We start from the raw sequence: 521 nt of genomic DNA on the forward strand, positions 1-521 counted from the left end.
GGTGCAACCGGAGATACCGGTCCTACTGGTGCAACTGGTGCAACCGGAGATACCGGTCCTACTGGTGCCACTGGTGCCACCGGAGATACCGGTCCTACTGGTGTAACTGGTGCCACCGGAGATACCGGTCCTACTGGTGTAACCGGAGATACTGGTGCCACTGGTGCAACTGGTGCCACCGGAGATACCGGAGATACCGGCCCTACTGGACCAACTGGTGCCACCGGAGATACTGGAGCCACTGGTGCAACTGGTGCAACCGGAGATACCGGCCCTACTGGACCAACTGGTGCCACCGGAGATACTGGCCCTACTGGACCAACTGGTGCCACCGGAGATACCGGCCCTACTGGACCAACTGGTGTAACAGGAGATACCGGTCCTACTGGTGCCACTGGTGCAACCGGAGATACCGGTCCTACTGGTGCCACTGGTGCAACCGGAGATACTGGTCCGACTGGTGCAACTGGTGCCACCGGAGATACCGGCCCTACTGGACCAACTGGTGTAACAGGAGATAC

At 59.9% G+C, this 521-nt stretch carries 1 protein-coding gene; it reads left to right on the forward strand.

The window, feature by feature from the left end; translation table 11 throughout:
* A partial coding sequence (locus tag R0K30_RS21020; RefSeq protein ID WP_410612690.1) for a hypothetical protein occupies nt 1-521 on the forward strand: 521 nt, incomplete at both ends.

Source organism: Bacillus sp. SIMBA_154, from assembly GCF_046536015.1.
GTDB classification, from domain to species: domain Bacteria; phylum Bacillota; class Bacilli; order Bacillales; family Bacillaceae; genus Bacillus; species Bacillus pumilus_P.